The sequence below is a fragment of the Sphingopyxis microcysteis genome (assembly GCF_012274265.1).
In the GTDB taxonomy this organism is placed as follows: domain Bacteria; phylum Pseudomonadota; class Alphaproteobacteria; order Sphingomonadales; family Sphingomonadaceae; genus Sphingopyxis; species Sphingopyxis microcysteis.
In genome coordinates this window covers 902,218-925,554 of record NZ_JAANYY010000002.1, presented here as the reverse complement: position 1 = coordinate 925,554, position 23,337 = coordinate 902,218, and the positions used below count along the sequence as shown (strand labels likewise).

The following is a 23,337-nucleotide window of genomic DNA, read 5'->3' as shown; positions in this document are numbered from 1 at the left end:
GTCAGGCCTTGAGCTTCCAGCCCGAAGCAAGCAGGCGATAGGTCAGCAGTCCCAGCACGATATTGACCGCGATCAGCACCGCGATTGCGGTCGCCACCGGGTTGTTGATCGTCGAATCGACTGTGCCAATAAAGCCGTAGCGAAAGCCCATGATCGCGTAATAGACGGGATTGCCGTGCGCGACGGTCTGGAACCAGGGCGCCAGCCGGTCGACCGAGTAGAAGGTGCCCGAAAGCAGCGCGAGCGGGGTGACGACGAAATTGGTCACTGCGGCGGCATGATCGAATTTCTCTGCCCACACCGACGTAATAAGGCCCAGAAACCCGAGCATCGCGGCACCGAGAACCCCGAACACCGCGACCGCCCAAAAATGCTGAGGCGTCACGCTGACCCCCGGCCACAGCGTCATCGCGAGCCACAGTGCGATCCCGACAAGGATAGCCCGCGTGATGGCGGCGCCGATCAGCGCGATGATCAACTCGCCGACCGCGAGCGGCGGCATCAGATAATCGACGATGGTGCCCTGGATCTTGCCGACGAGTAGCGAAAAGCTGGAATTGGCAAAGCTGTTCTGCAGCATTGCCATCATGATCAGCCCCGGCGCGATGAAGTCGGCGAAGGGAACTCCGATCACTTCGCGGCCCGCGCCGCCGAGCGCCACGGTGAAAATGACCAGAAACAGCAGCGTCGTGATCGCGGGCGCCCAGATTGTTTGCAGCTGGACCTTGAAAAACCGCCGCACCTCCTTGACATATAGCGCCTGCATGCCGGGCACGTTGAGCGTCCGGATGTGCGGCACCCCCGGTTCGGCAAAGGGCGGGGTTGCCGCGAATTTGCTCGAGTCGGGTCGCGAAATTTGGGGCTGGTCGTTCATGGCGTTCTCGCCTATCGCCTCCCCGATCTTACCGCAAGCTGGGCAGTGGCGCCGATCCGCAGGGATCGCATCGATGACCGCGACATCACCCGCGGCGTGGAATGATAAGGATTTGAATATGTCTTGGACCGATGAGCGCATCGAAAGCCTGCGCACCATGTGGGAAAAAGGGCTGACCGCCAGCCAGATCGCCGACGAATTGGGCGGGGTCAGCCGCAACGCGGTGATCGGCAAGGCGCATCGCCTAGGTCTGAAATCGCGCCCCTCGCCGGTCAAGGCGACCGACAAGGTCAAGCCGGCGAAAGCCGCAGCCCCTGCGGCGCCCAAGCCGGCGGCGCCCGTCGCCGCCCCGCGCGCCGCTGCACCGGTCGCGCCGCGGCCTGCTGCACCCGCGCCGCCCAAGTCCGAAGCACGGCCGACGGTCGATACGCCGACCGCCGACGGATCGGTGGGCGACCAGCCTCCGAAGAGCGACCAGCCGCGTATCGTATCGATCGGCCCCGGCGGCTTCATTCGCCAGGGTCCTGGCGATCAGCAGGCGCCGATCCCGCCCGCGCCGCCGCGCCGCCTGGTACCGGCCAAGCCGAGCCCGGAAATCGCGGACAAAACCAGCCTGCTTGACCTTAATGACCGTATCTGCCGCTGGCCGATGGGGCACCCGGGCGAGCCCGATTTCCATTTCTGCGGGCAGGCCGTGAACCCGGGTTTTCCCTATTGCGTCGAACATTGCGGCCGCGCCTATCAGGCTCAGTTGCCGCGCGGCACGCGCCGTCCGCCGCCGCCGCCGCCGTTCGGAGGTCCGCGCGTACGATAGGGCGCGCTCGGTGAGGACGTTCGCTCAGGAGTTCGAGTTCGCGCGCGCGCTCGGCCTGCAAATGGTCGAGCGCGGCGACGGGCGCTGCGTGATGGCGATCGACGTCAATCGCCATCAGCATTTCAGCCCGCAAGGTGCCGCGCACGGCGGTGTTGCCTATTCGCTGGCTGACACCGCGATGGGGGGTGCGCTGACCAGCGTGCTCGACGCCGATCGATGGTGCGCGACGCTGGAGATCAAATTCAACTATCATGTCCGCGTCGGCGAAGGGCGGCTCACCTGCGAAGCGCAAGTGCTGCACCGCGGCAAACGCGTCGCCAATATCGACGCCAAACTGTATCAAGATGGCCGCCTGGTCAGCAGCGCGAACGGAAATTTCGCGATCTTCGCGGCACCGACGCCCGAATAGCCAAAAGGCGCCGGATCTTTTGATCCGACGCCTTTCAACTACTTGTTTTCAATAGTTTAGAAGCGGAAGCTCAGCGTCCCGCGCACGCTGTGGGTGCGGAAATGGTCGCTGCTACGCTTCATGTCCGTGCCGCCGCCATTTAGCAGGAACGGATTGGTCGCGGGTGCCGTACCCTGGCCGACATTGACGACAAAATCATTGTCCTTGATGTCGGTGTACAGATATTCGAGCCCAACCGCGATGTTGTTGGTCACCATGATTTCGGCGCCGCCGCCTGCGGTATAGCCCCAGCCGTTGGTCTTGCCGTTGTTGGCAAAGCTGTTGGCGGTGTTGCTCGTGGTGAAGCGGTTATCGAGACGGGCATAGGCGCCGCCGCCGGTCACATAGAACAACGCGCCCCCACCGGGGGTGTAACCGGCGCGCAGGCGGGCATTCGCCTGATAATCGGCTTCACGGCTGAAGGTGTAGCTCGCCGGCGTAGTCGAGAATGCCGTGACGCTGTCGCGCGCCACGCTGCGACCGCCCTCGATCACGGCGCCGAGGACGAAATTGCCCATGCGCTTGTCAAAGCCCAGCCGGGCGAAATATTCGGGGCCGTCCTTGTCGTTGCGGCAATTGAGGTTAGCGCTGCTGGTGGCCGCGCCATTGCAAAAGCCGGTCGAAAAGGCGTTGGCGCCGCCAACGGTCGTTACCTGGTCGCCATACGTGCCATCGCGGTTGGTATCGAACAGCACGGTTTCGCCGCGATCGCTGCCTTGCAGCGTGCCGCCGCCGCCAATGCTGATGTAGGGACCGTCAAAATCCTGCGACGGGTCGCGGTCTTGCGCGAAGGCCGGGACGGCGACGGTAGTGGCCGCCAGAACGGCGAGGAGAGAGAGAGCTTTCATGTTTTACTCCACTTTTTGAATGACTTTTTAGTCACCCGCCAAACCCGTCCTGCTTGCCCAAAGTTCCGTCGATACACAAAAACGGGACGAATTGAGTGCCTGCGGTTCGGTTCGCATCGCCCGAAAACCGCGCTTGCCAGCGGGCTTTCCCGCCCCCTATAGCCAAGGCATGAGTCACGATTTGTTCGACGCCGCGACCCCGGCTACCGAGAGCTACAATGCTTCGCAGATCGAAGTGCTGGAGGGGCTGGAGCCTGTCCGGCGGCGCCCCGGCATGTACATCGGCGGCACCGACGAGCGCGCCCTGCATCACCTTGCCGCCGAGGTGATCGACAACAGCATGGACGAGGCGGTGGCAGGCCATGCCAGCCGCATCGAAATCACGCTCGATGTCGGCAACCGGTTGACCGTCACCGATAACGGTCGCGGCATCCCGATCGACCCGCATCCCAAATTTCCCGGCAAATCGGCGCTGGAGGTGATCCTGACGACGCTCCATTCCGGCGGAAAGTTCGAAGGCAAGGCCTATGCGACATCGGGCGGCCTGCACGGCGTCGGGATCAGTGTCGTCAACGCGCTGTCGATCGATACCGAGGTCGAGGTTGCGCGCGGCAAGCAATTGTACCGCCAGCGCTTTGCGCGCGGCACCCCGGTCGGCGGACTTGAGGAGCTCGGCCCGACCCCCAACCGCCGCGGGACCAGCGTGTCATTCACCCCCGACCCCGAAATCTTCGGCGACCATCAGCGCTTCAAACCGCAGCGGCTGTATCGCATGGCGCGGTCAAAGGCCTATTTGTTCGCGGGCGTGGAAATTCGGTGGAAATGCGCCGCCGAGTTGATCGGTGACGATACGCCTGCCGAAGCCACCTTCCAGTTTCCGGGTGGTCTCGCCGATCATCTGAAGGAGCAGATCGGAACGCGCGAATGTGCGACCGCCGAGCCCTTCATCGGCCGTCAGGATTTTCCGGGGGACCAGGGCCGTGCTGAATGGGCGATTGCCTGGCCGCTGTGGTCCGACGGCAGCTATAGCTGGTACTGCAACACCATCCCGACCCCCGCCGGCGGCACGCACGAGGCGGGGCTGCGCGCGGCGCTGACCAAGGGTTTGCGGGGTTTTGGCGAGCTGATCGGGCAGAAAAAGGCGGCGCAGATCACCGCGGAGGACGTGTTCAACGGCGGCGAAATGATGCTGTCGGTGTTCATTCGCGACCCGCAATTCCAGAGCCAGACCAAGGATCGTCTGTCGAGCCCCGAAGCGGCGCGCCTGACCGAAAACGCCGTTCGAGACCATTTCGACCACTTCCTTTCGGACAATATGGATCGTGGCCGCGCGCTGCTCGGGCTTGTCCTCGACCGCATGGACGAGCGGCTGAAGCGCAAGGCCGAGCGCGAGGTCAAGCGCAAGACGGCAACCAGCGGGCGCAAGCTTCGCCTGCCGGGCAAGCTGACAGATTGTGCGAATGACGGCCCCGAAGGCACGGAATTATTCATCGTCGAAGGCGACAGTGCCGGCGGCAGCGCCAAACAGGCGCGCGACCGCAAGACGCAGGCGATCCTGCCGATCCGCGGCAAGATATTGAATGTCGCAAGCGCGAGCGCCGACAAGATCCGCGCCAATCAGGAGATCGCCGACCTGGCGCTCGCGCTGGGCTGCGGCATGCGCAAGGATTGCGATGCCGACCGGCTGCGCTACGAAAAAATCGTGATCATGACCGATGCCGATGTCGACGGCGCGCATATCGCGACCTTGCTGATGACCTTTTTCTTTCAGGAAATGCCCGACATCGTGCGCCGTGGGCATGTCTATCTGGCGCAACCGCCGCTCTATCGCCTGACCGCGGGCAGCACGTCGGCCTATGCGCGCGACGACGCGCATCGCGCCGAGCTTGAAGCGACACAGTTCAAGGGGAAGAAAGTCGAGGTTGGCCGCTTCAAAGGGTTGGGAGAAATGAATCCTAACCAATTGAAAGAAACGACGATGGACCCGGCGACGCGCTCCATGCTGCGCGTTACGCTGCCACAGGAATATGAAGAGCGGTACCTGGTCAAGGATCTGGTCGACCGCTTGATGGGCAAGCATCCCGAACATCGTTTCCAGTTCATCCAGGCCAATGCCGCGACGCTCGACGAGGCGGCAATCGACGCGTAGGATTGCCACGGATTTTTTGCCTGAAACGGGGTTCGTCATGGTCCGAAAGGCTGTTTTACTGGCATCTGCGCTTGGGCTGACGTTGCCCGCCGGACAGAGCTTGGCGCAGTCGCCCGAAATGCAGGCCGCGGCTGACTCCGCCTTCGAGCGGCGCGCCGCGCAGCTTGTCGATGTGCTGGGCGGCGCGGTCGCGTTCGCCGACTATTTCGACCAGACATTCCAATCTGCCCTGCCCGAGGCGCAGTTCAGGGCGATGACCGCCAGCCTGATCGCGCAATATGGCAAGCCGATCGCGGTCGAGAAGCTGGTGTCGAACGACGGCCGTTCAGGCTCGCTTGCGCTGCGGTTTGAGAAGGGCGTCGGGGCGGTACTGCTCGACGTTGGCGCCGATCCCGACGCGCGCGTCATCGGGCTGCGCCTGACCGGCTTTGAAATGGCGAACGACAGCTTCGACACGATCGCTGCCGAAATTGCCGCATTGCCGGGATCGACCGGCTTCCTCGTTGCCGAAATCACCGGCGACACCGTTCGCCCGCTCGCATCGGCCAACCCCGACCAGCAATTCGCCGTCGGATCGACCTTCAAGCTCTACATACTCGATGAACTGGCGGCTCAGGTCGCCGCGAAGAAGCGCCGCTGGTCCGATGTCGTGCCGCTGTCGCATCTCAGTTTTTCGTCGATGGGCACCGCAAACTGGCCGAAGGATACACCGGTCACGCTGCAAAGCCTGGCGAACTGGATGATTTCGGTCAGCGACAACAGCGCGACCGATACGCTGATCCACCTGCTCGGCCGCGAGGCGATCGAGGCGCGGATGCGGACGGCGGGGCACAGCAATCCGTCGCGCAACATCCCGTTTCTGACCACGGTCGAGGCCTTTGCGCTCAAGGGGAATAATTTCGAAGGCGAGCGTACCGCCTTTATCGCGGGTGACGATGCGGCGCAGCGCGAACTGATCAATACCAACCAGCTCCGGTTGACCCTTTCCAATGTTGACGGCGTGAGCTTCGCTGGAAAACCGCGCTATATCGACAGTCTCGAATGGTTCGCCAGCCCCAACGACGTCGCAAAATTGATGATTGACCTGCGCAAGCGCAACTCGCCGACGGCGATGTCGGTGATGGCGATCAACCCGGGCGTAAACCCGGGCGCCACCAAGGATTGGAGCTGGCTCGGTTACAAGGGCGGGTCCGAGCTTGGCGTGATTTCGATGAGCCTACTCGGCCAGCGCAAGTCGGACGGCAAATGGTTCGTGGTCACGGCGAGCTGGAACAACCCGGACGCGCCGGTTGCCACTGAAACGATGGTCGGGCTGGTCACAAGATTGCTGACGCTGGCGGTCAAATAGCGACCTTGAGGTCGATGTTTACGCCGTCAACGCGGCAACCAGCGCCTTGACCTTGGCCTGACGCCACTGCGGCGTCGGGGCGACCAGCCAGTAACCCCGCTTCACGGTAACGGTCTCGCCAATCTGGCGAACGCGGCCCGCCGCAATATCGGCTTCCGCAAGCATCGCCGGGACATTGGCGTGGCCAAGTCCGTTGGCTGCCGCATCGATGGCGAGACCGGCATCGCCCAAACGCAGCGCGGGTTCGCCATCGGCGACCGGGCAACCCGGCCAGGCGATCCGCGTGTCGCTGCTGCTGCCCGGGCCCGCAACGGTCACCATCAGCGGATCGGCGAGCGCCACGCCCTCATGATCGCCCGTGCCGTCGGCCCAGAAAATCGCGAGATCGAGGTTGGCCTCGGTGAAGTCGATACCGCTGTCGGCGGACACCAAAGTGAAACGCACGTCGGGCGCCTGCTGGCTATAGCGCGCGAGCCGCGGCGCAAGCCATTTTGCGGTCAGGTCGCGCGGCGCCGCGATCGTCAACGACTGCGACGACTGCCCCGCCTGCATCGCGCGGACCGATTCCTCGAACTGCAGAAAGCCTTGTCGCAGCGCATCAAGGCCTGCCTCGGCCTCACCGGTCAGCTCCAAGCCCTTGGGCGTGCGGCGGAACAGCACGACGCCGAGCATATCCTCGAGCGCGCGGATTTGTTGTCCGACCGCAGCCGGGGTTACCGCGAGTTCGTCGGCAGCGCGCGTGAAGCTCAAATGCCGGGCAGCGGCGTCGAACACGCGCAGGGCGTTGAGCGGCAGGTGCGTGCGTTTCATGCGGCGGTCGCAGGCGCCACGAGCGGGAAATGCGGGATGGCGACCAGCATCTGCGATCCGTCGCCGATTTCCATCGCATAACTGCCGACCATCGACCCTTCGGGGGTCGGCAGCGGGCAACCCGACACATAGTCATAGGCGCCGCCGGGTGCGATCAGCGGCTGTTCGCCGACCACCCCTTCGCCTTCGACTTCGCTGATCTGGCCGCGCCCGTCGCTGATCCGCCAATGACGGCTGATCAGCTGGACCGCAACGTCGCCATGATTTTCGATCCGGACATGATAGGCCCAGAACCAGCGACCGAGCGCCGGGTGCGACTGTTCGGGCAGATAGCTGACCGACACGCGCACGGTGACGGGGCCGGTGGTCGCGGCAAAGGGGAAGAAGGAGTCGATCATCGCGCCTACAGCGTCGCTCAAAGCCCGACTTTGGTCAATGCCTGGTCCAGATCGGCGATCAGGTCGCGCGGGTCTTCGAGCCCGATATTGATCCGCAGCATGCCGTCGACGACCCCCATGTCGGCGCGCGCTTCGGCACTGACGCTATAATGGGTGGTCGATGCGGGGTGGCAGCACAAGCTCCGTGAGTCGCCGATATTGTTTGAAATATCGACCAGTTCGAGCGCGTTGAGCAGCGCCATCGCCTGTTCGCGCCCTTCGAGAATGAAGGAAAAGATCGGCCCGCACGCCTCCATCTGGCTCATCGCCAGATTGTGCTGCGGATGACTGGCAAGGCCTGGGTGGAGGATCTTCGGCACCCGCTTTTCGACAAACTTGCCGACCGCCAGTGCATTCTCCGACTGGCGCCGCGCGCGCAGGTCGAGCGTTTCGAGGCCTTTCAGCACCACCCACGCGTTGAACGGCGACAGGTTGGGGCCTGTGTTGCGCTGGAACGGCAGCAACACGTCGTTGATGAATTTCTCGGTCCCGCACACCGCACCCGCGAGCACGCGCCCCTGCCCCTCCATCAGCTTGGTCGCCGAATAGGCTACGACGTCGGCGCCGAAGTCCATCGGGCGCTGAAGCACGCTCGTGGCAAAGGCATTGTCGACCACCGTCGTGATGCCATGCGCGCGCGCCACGCTGCACACATGTTTCATGTCGACGATGTCCATCGTCGGGTTCGCAGGCGTTTCGAAGAAAAAGACCTTGGTGTTTGATTTGATGGCCTTTTCCCAAGCATCATTGTCGCGCCCATCGATCACCGTCGTTTCGATTCCGAAGCGCGGGCACAGCTGGTCAACGAGCCAACGGCACGATCCGAACGCCGCCTTAGCGGCGACGATATGGTCACCCGCCGATAGCTGACAGAGCAACGCGGTCGTCATCGCCGCCATGCCGGTTGCCTGCGTCCGGCACGCCTCGGCGCCCTCCATCAGCGCGATGCGCTCCTCGAGCATCGCGACGGTCGGGTTCTGGAGCCGCGAATAGGTCATGCCCTGCGCCTCGCCCGCGAAACGCGCGGCGACCGTCTCGGCATCGTCATAGGTGTAGCCCGAGGTCAGGAACAGCGCCTCCGACGTTTCGCCATGTTCGCTACGCCATGTGCCGCCGCGCACCGCCTGCGTCGCCGGGTGCCAGTTGCGGGTGGTGCTGCGATCGAAGCCCGTGGTCTTTTTCATCTGATCTATCCGTTCAAAGCCGCAACAACTGCATCGCCCAGCGCCGCCGTGCTCATATTTCCGCCCAGGTCGGCGCCGCGGCACCCGTCGGCCAGAATTTTTGCCACCGCCGCCTCGATCCGCGCCGCGCTCGCCTCGTCGCCGCCCGAATGGCGGAGCAGCATCGCGAGCGACAGGATCATCGCCAGCGGATTGGCGACGCCCCTGCCCGCGATGTCGGGTGCGCTGCCGTGGATCGGTTCGTACAGGCCCAAGCGGCCTTCGCTGAGCGACGCGGATGCGAGCAGCCCGATCGAACCGACGCACATCGACGCCTGATCCGACAAGATGTCGCCGAACAGATTGCCGGTGACGATGACATCGAACTGGCCGGGGTTGCGCACGAGCTGCATCGCGGCGTTGTCGACATACATGTGGGTCAGCGCGACGTCGGGATATTCCTTCGCGACCTCGATCACCACATCGCGCCACAGCTGCGAGGTTTCGAGCACATTCGCCTTGTCGACCGAGCAAAGCCGCTTCCCGCGGCCCTGCGCCGCACGGAAGGCGACATGCGCAATGCGCCGCACTTCGCTCTCGCTGTACGACATGACGTCATAGCCTTCGCGCTCGCCGTCTGGCGTCGTGCGCATACCCTTTTCGCCGAAATAGACGTCGCCGTTGAGCTCGCGAACGATCAGCAGATCGATCGCCGAGGCGACCTCGGGACGCAGCGCCGAGCTGTCCTCGAGCCCGGCGAACAGCTTGGCGGGGCGAAGATTGGCGAACAGGCCGAGTTCGGCGCGGAGCCCGAGGATCGCCTGTTCGGGGCGCAGATGCCGCTCGACATTGTCGAAGCGCGGATCCCCGACCGCGCCGAACAGGATCGCATCGGCGGCTTTTGCCTTTTCGAGCGTTTCAGCCGGCAGCGGATGGCCCGTCGCCGCGAACGCCGCACCGCCGACGAGCGCGCGGTCGAGCATGACGGGCAGCGCGAGCGCGCCAAGGACCTTTTCGGCCTCCGCCATGATCTCGGGACCGATACCGTCGCCAGCCAGCAGCAGGATTTTCAATGCGTCACCCTTTTCGTCCAGAAACACCGTTCGCCCTGAGCTTGTCGAAGGGCCGCTCTTCCCTTTGGCGCCGTCAAAGAAAGGACGGTGCTTCGACAAGCTCAGCACAAACGGAGTGGGCGGATAGTCCCGGTTTAACGCTGCTCCTCTAGGCAGCACGGCCGAGTCACGCAACCGCCCTCTTGAGCCGGTCGACCAATCTTTGCCTTGCCGTCAGCAAGTCGCGGTTGCGGCCATCGAGGACGTCACGGTCAAGGAAATGGCCGGTGATGGCAAGGCTGTCGAGAACGTCGCCCATCGCCGGGCTGGCGTCATTCCCGCGCAGGAAGCCCGGCAGGCGAAACAACCGTTCCTCATAACCCGCCGCCGCCGCGACGCTCACCGCCCCGCCCGATTTCGGGCTGACGAAAGCGAGTTTGTCCGTAGCGCCGGTCACCACGCATTCCTCAAGGTTCAGCCCGAAACCCAGTTCGGCGAGCAGCAGCAATTCGTAACGCGCCAGCGCTGCCGCCCATTGCCGCGCCGCGGAGGCGGCGCCGATCGCGTCGAGCACCGCCGAAAGCGCGGAATATAGCGCCGGGTAGGGCTGGCTTTCGGGCAGCGTTGCCGTGGTCAGGCTGGTCACCCAGTCGATCGCCGCCGCCGCGAGCGGTTCGGCCAATAGCGGCGCGCGGCTGGCGAGCAGCTCGGCGGTCGCACTCGCCAACTGCTCCTCGGTCCGCGCGCGCAGCTCGAGCGCGACCAGATTGCCCGGGATCAGGATCGGACGCAGCCGCGTCGACCGCCCGCCGCGCACATAGCCGCCGACGAGTCCGGCTTCCTCGGTCAACGCGCGCAAAATCGCGCCATGCTCGCCGTGCGCACGGACCGCGCAGACGATGGCGGTGGCGGTCAGGCTGGCCAAAGCACCATCTGCGTCTGCGTTACCAACGCCACGTCGGCGCCGTCCTCGGTGCGAATGCGCGTCTGCCAGACCGACAGCCGCTTGCCGATCTTCACCGGCGTCGCTTCTCCGACCAACACCGATCCGACCGGCCCGGCGCCAAGGAAATTGGTCTTGCTCTCGATCGTCGTGGTGCCCTGCGCTCCTTCGGGCAGCGTCAGGAACGCGCCGACAGCGCCAAGGCAGTCGGCGAAGGCCATGATCGCGCCGCCATGGACGATATGGCCCGCGGTGCAGATCTCGGGACGCACGGGCAGCTTGCCCGCGACGCATTCTTTGCTTCCTTCGTGGATCGTAACGCCGAGCGTTCCCGCAAGCGGCATGGCGGCTGCAAAATCCATGTCCTGTCCCTTCCTAACCCAAAGCCCTCCCCTTCAGGGGAGGGCAGCGAGACTTGGCAGCATGCTGCCTAGTCGCAGCGGGTGGGGGCCATCGGCCTTGCGCAAGGCCGACGGCCCCCACCCCAACCCCTCCCCTGAAGGGGAGGGGCTCAATCTTCATCCCCCCGGATTGTAGAAATCATAGACTGCCTGCGCGACGCCTGCACTGACCCCCGGCGCCTTCTGCAGGTCCTCCAGACTCGCCCCCTTGATCGCGCGCGCGGTGCCGAAGTGCATCAACAGCGCCTTCTTGCGCGCCGGGCCGATGCCCGGCACCTCATCGAGCGGCGAGCTGCCCATCGCCTTCGCGCGTTTCGCCCGGTGCGCGCCGATCGCGAAGCGGTGCGCCTCGTCGCGAAGCCGCTGGATATAGAACAGCACCGCATTGTTCGTCGGCAGCGTGAATTCGCGCCCGTCGGGCAGGTAGAAGGTTTCGCGCCCGGCGTTGCGATCGGGTCCCTTTGCCACCCCGACGTAGGGCAGGTCGTCGATACCGAGTTCGGCGAAAACCTCGGTCACCGCCGAAACCTGCCCCTTGCCGCCGTCGATCAGCACCAGGTCGGGCCATTCGCCCTTCGTGCGCTCGGGATCCTCCTCTATCGCGCGCGCGAAGCGGCGCTGGAACACCTCGCGCATCATCGCGAAATCGTCGCCCGGCTGCGTTTCGGCGCGCTTGATGTTGAACTTGCGGTATGCGCCCTTGATCCAGCCCTCCGGGCCCGCGACGACCATCGCGCCGAGCGCGTTGGTCCCCTGAATATGGCTGTTGTCGTAGATTTCGATGCGCTGCGGCGGTTCGTCGAGGTCGAACAGGTCGGCGAGTTCGCGCCCGAGCTTCGCCTGACTGCTGCTCTCGGCGAGCCGCCGGTCGAGTTCCTCGCCCGCGTTGCGCACCGCCTGATCGAGCAGACGCTTGCGGTTGCCGCGCTGCGGGACGCTGATCTCGACCTTGCGCCCCGCCGCTTCCCCCAGCGCTTCGGCGAGCAACGCGCATTCGTCGGGTTCGCGGTCGACGAGGATCAGTTTCGGCGGCGGCACGCCCTCGTAGAATTGCATCAGGAAGCTTTCGAGTACCTCCCCCTCGGGTACGCCTGCGACATGTGCGGGGAAGAAGCTGCGATGCCCCCAATTCTGCCCGCCGCGGATGAAGAAACCCGCGATGCAGAGCTGGCCGCCCTTCGCCGCGAGCGCAAACACGTCGGCGTCGCCCAGCCCGTCGGCGTGGACCGACTGGCTGCCCTGAATGAAGGTCAGCGCCTTCAGCCGGTCACGCAGCACCGCGGCCTGCTCATAATCCATCGCTTCGGCGGCCTTGGTCATCGCGTCGCCTAGCCGCTTCTGCACTGCGGTTGAGCGGCCTTCAAGGAAGTCCTGCGCGTCGCCGACCAGCGCCGCATAATCGGCCTTGTCGATGCGGTCGACGCATGGCGCGCTGCACCGCTTGATCTGATAGAGCAGGCACGGCCGCGAGCGATTGGCGAAGAAACTATCGGTGCAGCTGCGCAGCAGAAAGGTTTTTTGCAGCGCGTTGAGCGTGCGCCCCACCGAACCCGCGCTCGCGAACGGGCCATAATAGCGCCCCTTGGCGCGCCGCGCACCGCGATGCTTCTGCACGCGCGGAAAATCATGATCGGTGCGCAGCAGGATGAAGGGGAAGCTTTTGTCGTCGCGGAGCAGCACATTGTACGGCGGGCGGTAGCGCTTGATCAGCTGCGCCTCGAGCAATAGTGCCTCGGCCTCGCTGGTGGTCGTGACGATCTCCATCGCGCGCGTCTGGGACACCATGCGCTGGAGCCGCTGCGGCAGCCGCGCGACCTGGGTATAATTGGTCACCCGGTTCTTGAGCGCGCGCGCCTTCCCCACATACAGCACGTCGCCGCGCGCATCGAGCATGCGGTAAACGCCCGGACGCACCGGCAATTTGCGCACGACGCTGCGGATCGCCTCGGCCCCGCGCTCGAGGTCGGGCTTGTCGCCCTCCTCGCCGCCGCCGCGCACGACATAGGTCGCCTTCTCTTCATTGAATCGGTCAGGAGCGTTCGGGCGGGCCATGATTTTGCATGTAGGCGAAGGTGATACGACCCGCCATAGTGTGCGGGGTAAAACATGGGATGGGTCTTATGGAGTTACGCGGCAAACTGGCGCTAGTCACCGGCGGGAGCGACGGCATCGGGCGCGAGATCGCGCTGCAATTGCAGGGGCTCGGCGCCGATGTCATCGTCACGGGGCGCTCGGCGGAAAAGCTTCAAGCGATGGCGGCGCTGGGATTCGACACGATCGCTGGCGACCTGTCGACCGCCGCTGGGGTCGATGCCGTCGTGACGGGCGTAGCGGGGAAACCGCTCGCCATACTCGTCAACAATGCCGGGATCGGCAGCGAATATGAGCTTGAGGACGCCGGGACGCTGGGCAGCGCCGAATTGTGCATCCGAACCAACCTCGACGCCCCGATCGCGCTTTGCACCCGCCTGCTCCCGGCGCTGCGCGCCCAGCGCGAGGCGACGATCGTGAACGTCACCTCGGGCCTTGCGATTGCGCCGCGCGCCGGCGGTGCGATCTATTGCGCCACCAAGGCCGGGCTCCGGAGTTACACCCAGGCGATCCGTCACTTGCTCAAGGACAGCAATGTCCGTGTGATCGAGGCGTTACCGCCCGTCGTCGAAACCAACCTGACCGCGGGCCGCAGCGGCAAGAAAATGAGCGCCCACGACTGTGCCGCCGAAATCGTCCACGGCATCCGCACCGGCAAGGCCGAGATCAACGTCGGCATGGTAAAGATTTTGCAGCTGGTCCACAGCATCTCACCGGCTCTGGCGCGGCGGATCATGATAAAGTTCTGAGGCAGGAAGGCGTTTGCCAAAGCCAAGCTGTCCATGGACGGAATGTCGAGCGTCGGGTGGCTTCCCGATCATCTCCTACCTCCGTTCGTGTCGAGCGAAGTCGAGACATGCCGAAGGCCCACGCCAAGCCACGCGTATCTCGACTTCGCTCGATAGGAACGGGGACTGGATTGAACGGCTGCTTCCAGTCGCCAGCAGTCGCGCGGTCCACATCCAGCAAAACGCCCGCGGAAATCCGCGGGCGCTCTGTATTCGGCAATGTCCGGACAATCAGCCCTTCGCGACGCTCGCAATGGCGTGATCGACCAGCGCCTTGTCGGCGTTGGCGTCATGCTTTTCGGCGATCAGCGCCGCTGCGGCGGCGGTCGCCGCCTTGGCCGTCGCTGCGCGGACTTCGGCGAGTGCGCCGGCTTCGGCAGCAGCGATACGATCTTCGGCCATCTGCTTGCGGCGTCCGATCAGCGCGGTGGCGTCGGCTTTCGCCTTGGCGATCACCGCTTCGGCTTCGGCCTCGGCACGCGTGCGCATGTCGTCGGCTTCCTTCGTCGCCGTCGCCAGTTTCGCTTCATACTCAGCCTTCAGCGATTCGGCGTCGAGACGCAGCGCTTCGGCTTCGTTCAATTGCTTCGAAATCTCGGCAATCCGCTTGTCGAGCATGGCGCCGATCGCGCCCGGAACGCCCTTCCAGATCAGGATGCCCAGGAAAACGAGCATCGCGATCGAGACCCAGACCGTTGCGTCCATCCCGAACGCGGTCGGAGCGGCGCCTTCGGCAAAAATCAGCGTCAGATTAGCCATGGAGCACCGCCTTCACCGCTGCCTTGGCGTCCGCCGCAGCAACCTTTACGCCCGACAGCTTGGCGACCAGGTCGCCCGCTGCGTCGGCCGCGACCGATTCGATTTCCGCCATCGCCGATTTGCGCGCCGCTGCAACCCCGGCTTCCGCTGCAGCCAGCTTCTCGCTGAGTTCGGCGTCGACCTTGGCCAGACGCTTTTCGGCGTCCTTTGCGGCCTTGTCCTTGGCGGCAGCCACCGCCTTTTGCGCAGCAGCACGGCTTGCGTCGCTCTGCTGGCGATAGCTTTCTTCCAGATTGTCCGCGGCGGCGTGCGCCGCCTTGGCGGCAGCCAGATCGTCGGCAACCTTGCGGTCACGGGCGTCCACCGTCGCTTCGATCTTGGGCAGCATCCCGCGGCCGATCACCAGGTAAATCCCGGCGAAGACGACCAGCAGCCAGAAGAGCTGCGAGGCAAGATACCAGTTGTCAGCGGTGAGCTGGGCTATTTGAGGCATGGAAGGCGAGCCTTAACTTACTGAAAAACCTGCATGGGAAGGCCGACCCCGCGGGGGTCGGCGCTACCCGATCGTCGGATCAGACGACGAACAGCAGGATCATCGCAACGACGAACGCCAGCAGGCCGAGAAGTTCGGCAGCGGCGAAGCCGATGAACAGGCGGCCCTGCTGGCCGTCGGCGGCTGCCGGGTTGCGCAGCGCGCTTTCGAGGAAGCTGCCGAACACGTTGCCCACGCCGATGGCGGCCATGCCGGCACCAATGGCTGCCAGACCGGCACCGATCAGCTTTGCTGCTTCTGCGTCCATTATATTACTCCTTGGTATAATCGTTTGAAAATAAACGTAACTTAGTGAAGGTTGACCGCGTCGTTGATGTACAGCGAGGTCAACAGGGCGAAAACATAAGCCTGGATTCCGGCCACCAGCAGCTCAAGCGCGCTGATCCCGATCATCAGGATGAAACTGAGCACCGACACGATCGAACCGAGCCAGAGCGTTTCGGCGTTGAAGCCGTTGATGACAAAGCCCGACAGCACTTTCAGCAGCACGTGACCCGCGGTCATCGCAACGAACAGGCGCAGGCCAAGGCTGAACGGGCGGACCATGAACGACACGAACTCGATTGGCGCAATGATCGGGATCATCGGCAGCGGCGTTCCGTGCGGCACGAACAGCGAGAAGAAGTGGAGGCCATGGCGCCAGAAACCGACGACAAGGACGATCGCAAAGCTGATCAGCGCGAGCACGCCGGTGATCGCGATATGGCTGGTGACGGTGAAGGGATGAAGCCCCAGCACGCCCAGCGGCAACATGCCGAGCAGGTTGCAGAACAGGATGAACATGAACAGCGAGAAGACATAGGGCGTATATTTGCGGCCTTCGGTGCCGATATTCGCCATCATCATGTTCGAAATGAAGCCGGTGAAGCCTTCGACCGCGGCCTGCCAGCGGCCCGGGACCAGCTGACGGCGCATGCCGCCCCACATGAACAGGCCCAGCGCAATCGCCGCGATCACCATCCACAGCGCGCTGTTGGTGAACAGGACTTCATGCCCGCCGAGGTTGAAACCGCCGCCGAGCGGGGTCACCTCGAACTGGTGCATCGGGTCGATCTTGCCGGATTCCGCCGCCACTCTTCACTCCACGCGTCTGGCGAGGCGGCGAATGCGCCGTCCCGCTGAAAATATCTGGCGCGCCTCGCTAGTTGCGTGGCGTCTTTGACAGGCGAATGATGTTCCGAAAGGCCACGATTATGCCCATGAACAACATCACCAACAGACCCCAGGGTGACGTTTCCGCGAAGCGGTCGATCAGCCAGCCAAACAATGCGCCGCCGATCAAACCGCCCAGCAGTTCGGCCAGAACGCGGTTGCCGAGCCGATAGTTGGCATCGGATTCCGGTCCGGCGTTCACCGCGGTCCGCTTTGCCTCTGCGGCTTCGGCCCGGTCCAATCGCTCGTTGAGCGAGACCAGGCGCGAATCCTCTGAGCCAAGTTCCGGATCGCTGCCGTTCCCCGTCATTTTCCGCCATCCTCCTGAAACAGAACCGGAAAGCCCCGATTCCGCCTGCGAAAAAAGGCCCGAAAAATCGGGAGACCCCTAAGGCGCGGTCCGTTTAGGAATGACGCCCGATGAAGTCAATGCTTGTGCGCAAGTGCACAAAAATGCCGCCGCGTTTAGGGGCGCGGCGGCATGTGGCGCTCGCGGGCGCCCTTGAACGATGTTGTGCCTCAGGGGCAGCTGGCGTTGCGCACCGGCGGGCTATCGTCGCGCGTCAGCCAACGCCCGTCGGGCGCCTGATATTTCTCACCCGGCTTGGTGTTCGCGATCAGGTTGCAACCGCTGGTAAAGGCGAATTGTTCAACGGTGCTGCCCGTTGCTTGCGCGCGCTCGGTATAGGCGGCCTTCCGCTTGATATTCAGATCCTGCACCAACGCGCGGATTGCCGGGGTCGGCGGGCTGGCAAAGCCGAGATAGCCGTCGGGCTGTTCGCCGATCTGGCCCGCGGCGCGGGCGGCTGCATAAGCGGGATCGCGCTGCGCCATCGCCGACGGCACCGCGAGGGCAACAGCGGCGGTCGCCGCGATCGCGGCCAGCGCCAGCCCGGTGGGTTTCCACATCTTCAAACGCATCTGTTCATTCCCTGTCATCAGAATATCTCGCTATTCTGCTCGATGAGCTTTTTGGCATCGCCATCAAGCCTGTACACCACTTCCTGACGAATGTTGATGTTCAGGTTGATTTCGATCGGCTTGTCGGGCGTTTCGATCTGCACGCAACCGGTCAAAGCCGCTGCGCCGATCAGAACCGCCAGCTTGCGTGCCGTTTTGGCCAGCCTCCTTGCTCCTGTCTTCGTGATGTTCATCGCATGGGCTCGCTTTCTGGAGGCTGAACGGGGGCGGATCCGGCCTTTGCGGCCGCTTCGGCTTCTTCCTGGGCGCGCATCAGCGCCGGCAGATTCTGTTCGATCAACAACGACGGATCGTAAAATCCCTTGGCCGAAGTCAGCAGCTGGCGGAACGGCGCGGTAATCTTCACGTTGAAGACCAGCGGGATTCTGGCGACCGCATTGGTCAGGAAGTTGCGCGTCGCGCCCTCGCCCTGCCCTACGCCGCCAAAGCGGATATCGGTCACCATTTCGCCGTCGAGATCCCCATTCAATATGATCGTCAGATCATCATATTTCAGGCTGCGGAGCGCACCAAAGGCAAAATTGGCGATCGCGCCCAGGTTGCGGTTCGACAATTCGCCGACATAGGCCAGTGTGCCGCCACCGGCGCGCGAATCGATGCGTCCTCCGACAATGCGCCCACCCAGCCCGCTGAATTCGACCGGCAGGGTGCCGTCGAACTTGCCGGTCGCGTTGATATTCTCGAACCCGAAGCTTTGCAGGAATACCGCCGCATCGACCCCGACGATGTCGAATGACAGCCGCCGCGTCTGTTCGGCGCCGAAGTCGAGCGTCGTCGGGTGGAGCAACAACTGCCCCCCGGCAAAGGGCCAGCTGCCGCCCTCGACCCGCACCCGGTTATCGCCGAGCAGCTGATATTCGATTTCGCCGTCGAGCACTGGGATGCCCGGGTTGATTTCCTTGATCTTGGCGATCTGCCCGGGAGCCGACCGCAGCCCGATCAAATCATCAAAGGTCAGCGTCGATGTCAGCCCGCTCACCGGGCCGAACGCCGCCGCCAGACTGGCGTCGGCGGTGGCAAAGGTGCCGCGGCTGGTCACCCCCTCGGCGGTCCATTCGATCCGACCGTCTCCCACGACCGACCCGCGCACATTGGCGACGACGCCCAGCGCAAGGTTGGTCAACTGGTCGGGCTGGAACCGTTCGTCGAACCGCAATTCCTTGACGACCAGGTCCGCCGACCCACTGCCGTCGGCCAATCGGTGACGAATGATCGCATCCAGAATTTTGGTGCCGGTCGTGCGCTCGCTGAATGCCGCCTTGGCGTCGATCCGTCCATCGGCAAGACGCAGGCTCGCGTCGTTGCTGATCAGCGGCGCAAAGCGCGCTTCCGGCGCCGCATCGGTCAGCAGCAGCCCGCCGTCGAGCGTCAGCGCGCCATCGGCCCAGCGCCATCCGCCCGTGATTTCGCTCATGTTGAGCGGCACCGCGCCGATCCTGGCACTGGCATCGCGCAGATCGCCCGCCATGCCCTGCGCGGTGGAACGCCCGCTAATCGTGCCGGCACTGAAGCGCGTGACGCTCTCACCCTCGCCTAGCCGGAAATCGGCGAGCGCCAGCGACCAGCGCATCGTGGTCAGATCGACATTTGCCGGTCCGCTGGTCACGGCAAACGGCGAATCGCCGCTTGTGCCACGCAGATTGATGCCCGGAATGCGAATTTGGCCGCGCAGGCCATCCGGCCCCGCACTCAGCAAAGGAGCACCGGGACGGCTGCACAGGTCGATCGCGCTGCGACCGATCTGGAAACCCGATATGACGGCGCGATCCGCGCTCACCCGGCTGCATCCCCCATCGAGCGCCAGCGCGCCTGTCGGCGCCAGAAAGCCGCTGAGCGGCACGCTCAGCCGGTCGATACGCCCGCCCGCGAGCGGACCCGACACATCGGCGCGCGTCGCAAACCGCAGCAGGCCACTGCGGTCGCCGGAAAAGCGCACCGGTGCCAGCGCTAGGCGCGCAGTGCCCGCCTGATAGGGGTCGAAGTTCGCCACACCGGTCATCGAACCGTCGCTACGGCGATCGAGGTTGAGCGAACCGGCGGGCAGATCGCCGCCGCCGAAACGCCAGCGCCCGGCAGCGACAACCGTCGGCTGCGGCGCGCCATAACCATAGCTGATGCGGCTGTCGGCGCTGCCGGTGAAGCGGGCGCCGCTCGCGCTCGTCAATCGCGGAGCGATCAGGTCGATGCGGGCAAGATTGCCCTCCCCGGCCAGGGCGAACGCCGCGCTGCCCCCGACATCGGCGAGCATCCGGCTGACCGCTGCGCCCGCCTTGGCCGCGAGCGGGCCAAGCGGGGTTTCGTCCAGGTTGCGCGCGCCGTCGGTAAGCGCGCGCCGCATCGCCGCGCTGCCGCTCGCGCGGGCAAAGCGGATTTGACCATCCAGTTTCGGCGCGGAGCGCCCGACCACACCCTGTGCATCGACGTTTACCGTCTGGGCGGTGAAATCCGAACCGCGGACGCGCGCCATGGCGGCGTTGATATCCAGCTTGGTTGCCGCCGCATTGCCTTCGAACCTCGCGAGCACGCCCAGCCGATCCGCTTCGACCGAGCCCGCGATCAGTTTCGCGACACTGGCGTCGGCTTCGCCCTTCCAGCTTTGCAGATCCTCCGACAACGACAGGTCGAGCACGACCTGCGGCGACGCCGCGGTGACGTCGCCCTTGTCGCACGACAGGCTTTGGCCGCGCAGGGGACCGACGAGTTGCGCGCGAACGTCGCGCACCAGCAGCGTGCCATAGAAGCTGACGCCCTCGCCATTGCACCCCGCAGCGCTGACGCGCGGCGCGACGAGCGCCAGTTTGCCGGTGAAATCGCGGCGGAGATTGCCGCCGCCGTTCAGTGCGGCGCCGACATTCCCCCACGGCGTGTCGACCCGCGCGCGCGCATCGCGCAGCACGACGGTCAGGTCGGGCAAGGCAAAGGGATCGGTGCTCGTCGGATCGCGAAACTTGTCGAGCGCCCCGAACGAGAGCCGCCCTCCCGAAAAACGGCCATAGAGCCGAACTCCCTCGGCGCGGATCTCGGTGACATAGGGGCCGGACCAGCCGTAGCCGAGCAGCACCTCGACCTTTTTCGCGGTCAGGTCGGGATTTTCGGGATCGCCAATCACGACATTCGATAACCGCTCGCTGCGGAACCCGATCGCGTCGATGCGATATTGCGCCGGAACACCCCGGCTGCCCAATTCATCGCTGATGAAACGGTCGGCAATCGGTTCGCGGGCAATCCATACCCCCGCGATCACCACGATCACCGCGCCCGCAGTCAGCCAGCGCTTTTTGAACAGCAGCGTGCGATGCCGCCACCTTGGCTTTAGGCTCTGGTCGGCGTCGCTCACGGTGCGGACGACCTCAGCCAAGTCCTGTCAGCGGATGACGTCATGGCGTCCACTCGTCCTCCGGTCCGACCCATATTCCTGGCAGCAACGCCGGAAATCCCGTTTCGCTGCAACAAATTGGTCCGGATTGCCATCATCTGTGTCCTATGCCCGTTGAGTGCGGCTCACAAGGCGGTTATTCGGCGGACCGATGGCCAATGCCGACACGCCCGCGCCTGTGCCCGATCTGGCCCCCGACCATGCGGGCCATCGTTCGCGGCTCCGCGGGCGGCTGATCGGCGGCGACGCCGATGGGATGGCCGATTACGAGCTGGTCGAATATCTCCTCGCGCTGGCGATTCCGCGCCGCGATACCAAGCCGCTGGCCAAGGCGTTGCTGCGCGAATTCGGCTCACTGGCACAGCTGATCAGCGCCGACCCCGAATCGCTGCGCCGCGTCGATGGGCTGGGCGAATCGGGCATCGCGGCGCTCAAGATTGTCCAGACCGCCAGCCTGCGGCTGCTGAAGGGCGGGTTTCGCGACAAGCCCCTGCTTTCCAGCTGGGACGCGCTGCTCGACTGGCTGCGCGCCGACATGGGGCCGATCGACATAGAACGCGTGCGCGTCCTATACCTGAACGCCCGCAACATGCTGATCCGCGACGAACTCGCCAGTGAGGGATCGATCGACCAGTCGGCGATCTATGTTCGCGAGGTGATCAAGCGCGCGCTGGAACTCGGCGCATCGGCGATCATCCTCGTCCATAATCACCCCAGCGGCAGCCCCGACCCAAGCCGACAGGACATCGCGATCACCCGCGAAATCGCCGATGCGGGCACGCGCCTGGGGATCGTCCTGCACGATCATATCATCATCGGCGGTTCGGAATATCGCAGCTTCCGGGCGATGGGACTTCTCTGACGGCCGGTCGCCGAAGCGCTGCATTTGACTTCGCCCGTGCGCTGCGACATCATTTGACCCATGCAGATCCGGCGCGGCCTTCTTCGCTTCCGTTTCCACGGGGGACAACTTCTCGCGGGCCTTTAGCCCCGGGTTCCGGCGCACTTGCCCCGAACCCGGGGCAACCTTCCTTTGCAACACTGCTGCGCGCGACTCCGATCGCCGCGCCTCAGCCGGAAAGCTCGTGCCATGTCAAATACCCAGGCCGCGAGGCCGCACATCCATATGATCGACAGCGAAGCCGACATATTGACCGAACTCACGCTGTTGAAGCAGCGCGATTCCCTCAACCTTTGCGAAGGCTTGCTCGACGAAATCGATCGCGCGACGATCTGTAGCCGTTCCGACATTCCGTCCGACGTCGTGACGATGGGGTCGGAGGTGACCTTTGTCGACGCGACGAACGGCGCCGAGCGATCGGTGCGCCTGGTTTATCCGGGTGACGCCGACATCGCTGCCGGTCGTATCTCGATCCTGACGCCGGTCGGCGCAGGCCTGATCGGCCTCAGCGTCGGACAGTCAATCAGCTGGCCCGACCGCAGCGGCGACGATCATGAGCTGAGGATCGTTTCGGTGCGGCAGCCTTAAGGCCGCCCCGCGCACGGCGATGCAGCCGCCGGATCGCTCCGACGGCTGCACCACCCCGCGGGAAGCCTGTTCAGGCGCCGCGCGAAAGGAAACCGGTGAGCTCGGCCTTGTTGACCGCGCCCGATTTGTCGCCATCGGCGGCGGCAAACGCCTGCCCGATCCATGTCTTCACCTCAGCCGACTCGGTGTCGACGGTAGGTTCGGTGGCGGCGCGCAGCTTTTTCATCCACGCCGAAAATTCGGCCTCGTTCAGATCGCCATTGGCATCGCCGTCATAGGTCGGAAATTCCTTGTCGACGATCTGCGCGATCTGGCTCGGCGTTGCCGGGGCGCCAGCGGCGGGTGCCGGTTCGGTCGCCGTCGGCGGCGCCGAAGCATCGGGGGCCGGAGCCGGGGCGGGCTCAGCCGACATCGTCGTGTCGGGCGTCGTGGCCGGTTCGGCAGCGCTCGTTGGGGCGGCAGGATCGGCCGCAGGCGGGGTCGTCTGCGCCAGCGCCGGGAAACTCACGGCGGCGGCACCGATCAAAAGCATCTGTTTCAACATGGTCATTCTCCTAATTCATTCGTCGGGGGTGTTATTCCGGGTCCGGTTCGGGGGTCGGTTCGGGCTCCGGAGCGGGTTGGTCAGCCGGCGGAGTCGGCTCGGCTGCCGGGGGCGTGTCGGTCGGCATGGCGTCCTCGGTCGGCGCCGTGCCGTCGGTCGGGTTGGCATCGTCGGCGGGCTTTTCATCCGGCGCGGGTGCCATGGTGTCGGTCGGGGCAGGTTTCTCACCCGTCGGGGCCGTGGTCTGCGCCAGCCCGGGGAAGCTCACCGCCACGGCGCCGATCAAAAGCATCTGTTTCAACATGAAATTCTCCTTT

At 64.6% G+C, this 23,337-nt stretch carries 26 protein-coding genes; 7 read left to right on the top strand and 19 right to left on the bottom strand.

Annotation, left to right across the window (positions count from 1 at the left end; genetic code table 11):
* Position 1: 1 nt before the first annotated feature.
* Entirely contained in the window at positions 2–874 is an 873-nt protein-coding gene (locus G9408_RS04420; RefSeq protein WP_168452846.1) for an ABC transporter permease, read from the bottom strand.
* A gap of 118 nt (positions 875–992) precedes the next feature.
* Here G9408_RS04420 and G9408_RS04415 point away from each other — a divergent pair, with 118 nt between their 5' ends.
* A complete protein-coding gene (locus tag G9408_RS04415) occupies positions 993–1,688 on the top strand; it encodes a GcrA family cell cycle regulator (protein WP_168452845.1) in 696 nt (231 codons plus the stop codon).
* Positions 1,689–1,698: 10 nt separating this feature from the next.
* The gene (locus G9408_RS04410) at positions 1,699–2,097 is read left to right on the top strand and encodes a PaaI family thioesterase (RefSeq protein WP_168452844.1); all 399 of its coding nucleotides are present in this window, start codon (positions 1,699–1,701) and stop codon (positions 2,095–2,097) included.
* 56 nt (positions 2,098–2,153) lie between these two features.
* Here the strand turns inward: G9408_RS04410 and G9408_RS04405 are convergent, their stop codons facing one another.
* Positions 2,154–2,984: an outer membrane protein gene (locus G9408_RS04405; RefSeq protein WP_168452843.1), complete on the bottom strand. Its 831-nt coding sequence runs from the start codon at positions 2,982–2,984 to the stop codon at positions 2,154–2,156.
* 169 nt (positions 2,985–3,153) lie between these two features.
* On the opposite strand from G9408_RS04405, the gene parE reads away from it, so the two are divergent.
* Both parE and G9408_RS04395 read left to right on the top strand, forming a co-directional pair.
* Positions 3,154–5,133, top strand: a complete 1,980-nt coding sequence (gene parE, locus G9408_RS04400; protein WP_168452842.1) for a DNA topoisomerase IV subunit B — start codon at positions 3,154–3,156, stop codon at positions 5,131–5,133.
* Between the two features lie 37 nt (positions 5,134–5,170).
* A complete protein-coding gene (locus G9408_RS04395) occupies positions 5,171–6,481 on the top strand; it encodes a serine hydrolase (RefSeq protein ID WP_168452841.1) in 1,311 nt (436 codons plus the stop codon).
* An 18-nt stretch (positions 6,482–6,499) separates the two neighbouring features.
* Here G9408_RS04395 and G9408_RS04390 read toward each other — a convergent pair whose 3' ends face one another.
* The 7 genes from G9408_RS04390 to uvrC all read right to left on the bottom strand — a co-directional run bounded on the left by G9408_RS04390 (position 6,500) and on the right by uvrC (position 13,339).
* The gene (locus G9408_RS04390) at positions 6,500–7,291 is read right to left on the bottom strand and encodes a LysR family transcriptional regulator (protein WP_168452840.1); all 792 of its coding nucleotides are present in this window, start codon (positions 7,289–7,291) and stop codon (positions 6,500–6,502) included.
* Positions 7,288–7,689: a Co2+/Mg2+ efflux protein ApaG gene (gene apaG / locus G9408_RS04385; protein ID WP_120218160.1), complete on the bottom strand. Its 402-nt coding sequence runs from the start codon at positions 7,687–7,689 to the stop codon at positions 7,288–7,290. The genes G9408_RS04390 and apaG overlap by 4 nt, the downstream gene beginning before the upstream one ends.
* Before the next feature lie 17 nt (positions 7,690–7,706).
* A complete protein-coding gene (locus G9408_RS04380) occupies positions 7,707–8,912 on the bottom strand; it encodes a trans-sulfuration enzyme family protein (protein WP_168452839.1) in 1,206 nt (401 codons plus the stop codon).
* Between the two features lie 5 nt (positions 8,913–8,917).
* On the bottom strand, positions 8,918–9,964 hold the full coding sequence (gene leuB, locus G9408_RS04375; RefSeq protein WP_168452838.1) for a 3-isopropylmalate dehydrogenase: 1,047 nt from the start codon (positions 9,962–9,964) through the stop codon (positions 8,918–8,920).
* A 166-nt stretch (positions 9,965–10,130) separates the two neighbouring features.
* Positions 10,131–10,868, bottom strand: a complete 738-nt coding sequence (recO, locus tag G9408_RS04370; protein ID WP_235957467.1) for a DNA repair protein RecO — start codon at positions 10,866–10,868, stop codon at positions 10,131–10,133.
* On the bottom strand, positions 10,856–11,248 hold the full coding sequence (locus G9408_RS16550; RefSeq protein ID WP_235957466.1) for a PaaI family thioesterase: 393 nt from the start codon (positions 11,246–11,248) through the stop codon (positions 10,856–10,858). The genes recO and G9408_RS16550 overlap by 13 nt, the downstream gene beginning before the upstream one ends.
* Positions 11,249–11,404: 156 nt before the next feature.
* Entirely contained in the window at positions 11,405–13,339 is a 1,935-nt protein-coding gene (gene uvrC / locus G9408_RS04365) for an excinuclease ABC subunit UvrC (RefSeq protein WP_168452836.1), read from the bottom strand.
* A gap of 68 nt (positions 13,340–13,407) precedes the next feature.
* Between uvrC and G9408_RS04360 the strand changes: the two genes are divergently transcribed.
* Positions 13,408–14,127, top strand: coding sequence for an SDR family oxidoreductase (locus G9408_RS04360; protein ID WP_168452835.1), 720 nt, complete (start codon positions 13,408–13,410; stop codon positions 14,125–14,127).
* 270 nt (positions 14,128–14,397) lie between these two features.
* On the opposite strand, the gene G9408_RS04355 is transcribed toward G9408_RS04360, so the two are convergent.
* The 8 genes from G9408_RS04355 to G9408_RS04320 form a co-directional block, all read right to left on the bottom strand.
* The gene (locus G9408_RS04355) at positions 14,398–14,925 is read right to left on the bottom strand and encodes a F0F1 ATP synthase subunit B family protein (protein WP_168452834.1); all 528 of its coding nucleotides are present in this window, start codon (positions 14,923–14,925) and stop codon (positions 14,398–14,400) included.
* Positions 14,918–15,418, bottom strand: coding sequence for a F0F1 ATP synthase subunit B family protein (locus G9408_RS04350; RefSeq protein WP_120216210.1), 501 nt, complete (start codon positions 15,416–15,418; stop codon positions 14,918–14,920). The genes G9408_RS04355 and G9408_RS04350 overlap by 8 nt, the downstream gene beginning before the upstream one ends.
* 79 nt (positions 15,419–15,497) lie before the next feature.
* A complete protein-coding gene (locus G9408_RS04345; RefSeq protein ID WP_003044110.1) occupies positions 15,498–15,725 on the bottom strand; it encodes a F0F1 ATP synthase subunit C in 228 nt (75 codons plus the stop codon).
* Between the two features lie 41 nt (positions 15,726–15,766).
* Positions 15,767–16,552 carry a F0F1 ATP synthase subunit A gene (locus G9408_RS04340; protein ID WP_120216211.1) on the bottom strand — a complete coding sequence of 262 codons (786 nt, stop codon included), beginning with the start codon at positions 16,550–16,552 and terminating at the stop codon, positions 15,767–15,769.
* A gap of 67 nt (positions 16,553–16,619) precedes the next feature.
* The gene (locus G9408_RS04335) at positions 16,620–16,940 is read right to left on the bottom strand and encodes an AtpZ/AtpI family protein (protein ID WP_120216212.1); all 321 of its coding nucleotides are present in this window, start codon (positions 16,938–16,940) and stop codon (positions 16,620–16,622) included.
* A 209-nt stretch (positions 16,941–17,149) separates the two neighbouring features.
* Positions 17,150–17,551: a YdbL family protein gene (locus tag G9408_RS04330; protein WP_120218162.1), complete on the bottom strand. Its 402-nt coding sequence runs from the start codon at positions 17,549–17,551 to the stop codon at positions 17,150–17,152.
* 17 nt (positions 17,552–17,568) lie between these two features.
* Complete coding sequence (locus tag G9408_RS04325) at positions 17,569–17,784, bottom strand: YnbE family lipoprotein (protein WP_168452833.1); 216 nt, start codon at positions 17,782–17,784, stop codon at positions 17,569–17,571.
* Positions 17,781–20,969, bottom strand: coding sequence for a YdbH domain-containing protein (locus tag G9408_RS04320; protein ID WP_235957465.1), 3,189 nt, complete (start codon positions 20,967–20,969; stop codon positions 17,781–17,783). Before G9408_RS04320 ends, G9408_RS04325 begins: the two co-directional genes overlap by 4 nt.
* 169 nt (positions 20,970–21,138) lie before the next feature.
* Here G9408_RS04320 and radC point away from each other — a divergent pair, with 169 nt between their 5' ends.
* Both radC and rnk read left to right on the top strand, forming a co-directional pair.
* Entirely contained in the window at positions 21,139–21,849 is a 711-nt protein-coding gene (gene radC / locus G9408_RS04315; RefSeq protein ID WP_168452832.1) for a RadC family protein, read from the top strand.
* Positions 21,850–22,077: 228 nt separating this feature from the next.
* Positions 22,078–22,476, top strand: coding sequence for a nucleoside diphosphate kinase regulator (gene rnk, locus G9408_RS04310; protein ID WP_168452831.1), 399 nt, complete (start codon positions 22,078–22,080; stop codon positions 22,474–22,476).
* A gap of 70 nt (positions 22,477–22,546) precedes the next feature.
* Here the strand turns inward: rnk and G9408_RS04305 are convergent, their stop codons facing one another.
* Together G9408_RS04305 and G9408_RS04300 are read right to left on the bottom strand one after the other, a co-directional pair.
* Positions 22,547–23,020: an EF-hand domain-containing protein gene (locus tag G9408_RS04305; RefSeq protein WP_168452830.1), complete on the bottom strand. Its 474-nt coding sequence runs from the start codon at positions 23,018–23,020 to the stop codon at positions 22,547–22,549.
* Positions 23,021–23,051: 31 nt separating this feature from the next.
* Positions 23,052–23,324: a hypothetical protein gene (locus G9408_RS04300; protein WP_168452829.1), complete on the bottom strand. Its 273-nt coding sequence runs from the start codon at positions 23,322–23,324 to the stop codon at positions 23,052–23,054.
* Positions 23,325–23,337 lie beyond the last annotated feature (13 nt).